General features: G+C 52.8%; 1 protein-coding gene. It reads left to right on the top strand.

Translation table 11 applies throughout. The features are described from left to right. Positions 1-13: 13 nt before the first annotated feature. Positions 14-538, top strand: a 525-nt coding sequence (locus tag SLS51_RS23205; RefSeq protein ID WP_500690697.1) for a TA system toxin CbtA family protein, incomplete at its 3' end; no start/stop codon positions are given.

Here is a 538-nt window from a genome sequence, read left to right as displayed (position 1 = left end):
GCTGAATGACACCATGCTGGAATATGATGAGGTGGTTCAGCGCCATATTGATCAGGGTATCACGCCGCTGATGGCTGTCAGTGCTTTAGCCCGAATATATCACTGGGAACGGCATGACCAGCCAGAAGGCAGGTTGTTCCCGGAAGAGTTGGGGCAGGCCAGCGAGGCATTGGCGTTATTTGCCAGCCAGCCATCGTGTCTGAACTATGCTCGGATCCCGGTGGCAGAACCTGCGGATACTGGCGAGCCGGACAGATCATCACACGCTGAGGAGTTGTTGTTACCGCCGGTGGCGTCTGACCGTGGCTATGCGGATGAAGATAATGATCCGCCTGACGATAACGTTGTGGCGCTGCCATTAGCGGCAACTTACCGGGAACCGAATCCACATAAACAGGCTTTTATCAGACTGTTTAACCAGATTGCGCCCCATGAAAATCGCTGGCAGGTGTTCTGTGATTTTGTGCATATGGCAGCCTGTTCATTGTATAACGCGCTGTTGCAAAATGAGGAATTTGAAGCGGACTATATGCAGCGG

The sequence above is a fragment of the Photorhabdus africana genome (genome assembly GCF_035181445.1).
Taxonomy (GTDB): Bacteria; Pseudomonadota; Gammaproteobacteria; order Enterobacterales; family Enterobacteriaceae; genus Photorhabdus; species Photorhabdus laumondii.
Note: the sequence above shows the minus strand (reverse complement) of the source record. Positions and strands in the feature narration are given on the sequence as shown.